Below are 3,254 nucleotides of genomic sequence, written 5' to 3' on the forward strand. Positions count from 1 at the left end.
GGGTCAGGAGCGGACCAAGCGGGCGATGGCGTCGGAGGCCTCTTTGATCTTCTCGTCGGCTTCCGTCCCACCCGCGGCCGCTGCCTGCACCAGACAGTGGTTGAGGTGCTCGTCAAGGAGCGCGAGGGACACCGACTGCAGAGCCTTCGTCACCGCAGACACCTGCGTGAGGATGTCGATGCAGTACTTCTCGTCCTCGACCATCCGCTGCAGGCCACGAACCTGGCCCTCGATGCGCCGCAGCCGCTTGAGGTAGTCGTCCTGGCGGTGCATATAGCCGCGCTCACCTTGGTGATCGTGACTTCCCATGGTCATTCCTCTGCTGCTCCAACGACATCTGTTCGACTGTCCGGAAACCATACCCCGGTATGGTATATTCCTGCTGTGCGAGAAACCATACCCCCCTAAGGTACGGATGTCCACCGCGACAGACCCACCGATAACGTAGAAGGAGCGCGCATGACCGACGACTCGGCACCCGAAGCCAACAGTCAGACCAAGCCCACAACGATCAAGACGGTCGACAACGGACCACTCCAGATCAAGGGTGCAGCGCAGCTCGTCGACCACGACGGCAACAGCTACGACACCGGCAAGACGATCTTCCTGTGCCGCTGTGGCGAATCCAGGAACAAGCCGTTCTGCGACGGCTCCCATGCCAAGGTTGGCTTCGTTGCTGGCCAGCGTGCGGCCGCGGCAGAACAAGCACAAGACGCCTAGGTCGGTCCGCACCTCCACCTCTGGCCCGACAGCTGACTGCCGTCGGGCCAGAGGCGCGACACCAGCTCCCCAGGCTTGGCCATCACCGGTTCACTCTTGAACGAGGATCGCGTGGCCGCGCGGCTGCGGGGTGAGTCGAGACGGCTGGGACACGACTCCGACCTTCATTGGGTACCCGCGGTCCTGGCTGGCTTCCCTTGCGGTGCTGCGGCCTGCGAGGAGCTGCGTGCCGACCGCCTGACTGGGCCCGCCAGCGCTCCGGGACGAAGGGCATCGCCGGCGCCCGGGCCGATTCGCCGCGGGATGCACGGGCCGTGGCAATGGCCGGCGCCAAGACGAGCAGAGCCGTCGAGGCCACACAGATCCCGGTGATCAGCACGCCGACGGACGGGGTGAGTAGCGCCATCGCACTTCCGGCCATGAGCGGTCCGAGGAACTGCCCGCCGAGGAGGAAGCTGTTGGCGACGCCGAGATACCCGGCACGCTCGTGTTGGCCCGCCTTCTGCGAGGCATACAACATCAGTGACTGTGCCAGCGCGGCGAAGCAGAAGCCCTGAATGAACCGCAGCGGCACCAACGCTGGCAGCCAGCCGACAGCTGCCTGGATGAGCACTGTCCCGGCGGTGATGCCGCTCGCGATGGCCAGCGTGCGCAGCGGAAGACCGGTCTTGTCGTTGACCTTGCCCCACCACAGGGAGCCGACCAGGGTGCCGGCCCACATCACTGCATGGAGCCCGCCCACCCATGGCCCCGCGTGTTGGGGTTCGGCCACCAGTTCGGTGACGAAGTCGGCATAGATCGGGATCAAACCGTAGACGCCGAAGAAGGCGAGGAAACCCCCGGCCAAGGGAACCCAGCCGATCCGAGAGCACACGGACGCTAGAGATGCCCGGGCCGGTTCTGAGCCCGTGGACGGCTGCCGTGCAGCGTGCGGATTCCGCAGCCGGAGCGTGCAGACAGCCCCGAGCAGCAACGCCGCGACGGCGATCCCGATCAGCAGCGGCCGGAGATCACCGGTGGCCACCAGCGTGCCGCCGGCAACCGGACCAGCCAGGGCGCCAGCTGCCGTGGCGCTGTAGGAGCGACCCAGTGCGCGCCCACGGCCGCCCTCCGAGGCCGCAGACCCCACATACGCCGCGGCTGCCTCGACCACGCCTCCGAGCGTGCCCTGCACGACCCGTGCAGCCAGCAGGGCCAGTGGACTGCCGGCAACGGCCATCAGAGCCATCGCCAGACACAAGCCCACCAGGGCGCGGACCACCATCCACTTGGGACCGATGCGGTCGCCCAATCGGCCCCACAGCGGTGTGGTGATCGCCAGCGGGAGGGCGGGAGCCGCGATCGCGGCCCCCGCCCAGACCCCGACGGTGGCGTCGGAGGCGCCGAGCGATGCCATGTACAGCGGCATGATCGGCACCAGCGCCATCAGCCCGGCGGTGTTGACGAACTGGGAGATCCACAGCAGCCCCATGTCCGTCCGCCGCAGGGTCATCTGCTCTCTCACGCCCGCGTTGACACGTCCAGTCGCTGACCCGCCATCCCGCCGACCGTGGAGACCGTCTCGAGCCACTGGTCGTCATAGACCAGATCGAGGTACCGCTCCCCCCGGTCCGGCAGCACCGTCAGGACACGGCTGCCAGGCGGTGTGGTCGGCAGGAACTGCGTAATGGCTGCGACCACCGCGCCGGATGACCCGCCACCCAGGACGCCCTCGGTCGCGACCAGGTGCCTGCAGCCCAGCGCCGCTCGAGCATCGTCGATGTGGACCACGTGGTCGATCTCCGAGCGGCTCAGAAGCTCGGGCACGCGGCTCGCTCCGTAGCCGGGAATCTCTCGAGGACCCGCCGGCGCACCGAAGATGACCGACCCGACCGCATCTACGGCCACGACCTGCATCGCGGGATACCGCTCGCGAAGCCGCCTGGCCAGTCCCAGGATCGAACCGGAGGTGGATACGGCTGCCACCAAGTAGTCCACCGGGGTCTGGATTGCGTCGAGGACCTCGCGACCGCTGGTCTCGTAGTACGCACGCCAGTTGAGGTCGTTGGCGTACTGGTTGACCCACACGCTGTCCGGGCTGGATTCTGCGAGCTCCCGGGCCCGGCGGACCCGGGTGTGTAGGTAACCACCGCTCTCGTCTCGCTCAGTTACCAGCTCCACGTCGGCTCCTACAGTCTGAAGGAGTCGAAGGTTGGTCGGGGTCGTCTTGGGGTCGACTACCGCGGTGAAGGCCAACCCATGGAGCTTGGCCATCGTTGCCAGCGCCACTCCGAGGTTCCCTGAGGTGCTCTCCACGAGCCGCATCCCAGGTCGAAGATCGCCTGCCGCCAGGCCGGATTCGATGATGAAGCGCGCCGGGCGGTCCTTCATGCTGCCAGCGGGATTGAGCATCTCGAGCTTCGCGATCACCTCTCGGTCCGGGTCCGGAAAGCAGCGTCGCAACCGCAGCAGCGGGGTATCGCCAACGCAGGTGATCAGGGAGTCGTGGATGTTTTCGGGCATGCCAAAGTTCCTTCGTTCATGAAGTCGAAAGG

Annotated in this window: 4 protein-coding genes; 1 reads left to right on the forward strand and 3 read right to left on the reverse strand. The window is 66.9% G+C overall.

What is annotated here, in order from left to right:
* Positions 1 to 3 precede the first annotated feature (3 nt).
* Positions 4 to 309: a metal-sensitive transcriptional regulator gene (locus tag ACFVJS_RS27125; protein WP_328530687.1), complete on the reverse strand. Its 306-nt coding sequence runs from the start codon at positions 307 to 309 to the stop codon at positions 4 to 6.
* Between the two features lie 150 nt (positions 310 to 459).
* On the opposite strand from ACFVJS_RS27125, the gene ACFVJS_RS27130 reads away from it, so the two are divergent.
* Positions 460 to 720 carry a CDGSH iron-sulfur domain-containing protein gene (locus tag ACFVJS_RS27130; protein WP_008359934.1) on the forward strand — a complete coding sequence of 87 codons (261 nt, stop codon included), beginning with the start codon at positions 460 to 462 and terminating at the stop codon, positions 718 to 720.
* A gap of 82 nt (positions 721 to 802) precedes the next feature.
* Here the strand turns inward: ACFVJS_RS27130 and ACFVJS_RS27135 are convergent, their stop codons facing one another.
* Positions 803 to 2,212 (reverse strand): MFS transporter, encoded by a 1,410-nt coding sequence (locus ACFVJS_RS27135; RefSeq protein WP_008359936.1) that lies wholly within the window; start codon positions 2,210 to 2,212, stop codon positions 803 to 805.
* Positions 2,213 to 2,220: 8 nt separating this feature from the next.
* Positions 2,221 to 3,254, reverse strand: a 1,034-nt coding sequence (gene sbnA / locus ACFVJS_RS27140) for a 2,3-diaminopropionate biosynthesis protein SbnA (protein ID WP_378886662.1), incomplete at its 5' end; no start/stop codon positions are given.

It is taken from the genome of Nocardioides sp. NPDC057772 (assembly GCF_042798075.1).
GTDB lineage: Bacteria > Actinomycetota > Actinomycetes > Propionibacteriales > Nocardioidaceae > Nocardioides.

What these genes read in the sequence shown, in the direction of transcription:
- ACFVJS_RS27125 (WP_328530687.1), bottom strand. Translation starts at nt 309, where the DNA reads ATGGGAAGTCACGATCACCAAGGTGAGCGCGGCTATATGCACCGCCAG.
- ACFVJS_RS27130 (WP_008359934.1), top strand. Translation starts at nt 460, where the DNA reads ATGACCGACGACTCGGCACCCGAAGCCAACAGTCAGACCAAGCCCACA.
- ACFVJS_RS27135 (WP_008359936.1), bottom strand. Translation starts at nt 2,212, where the DNA reads ATGACCCTGCGGCGGACGGACATGGGGCTGCTGTGGATCTCCCAGTTC.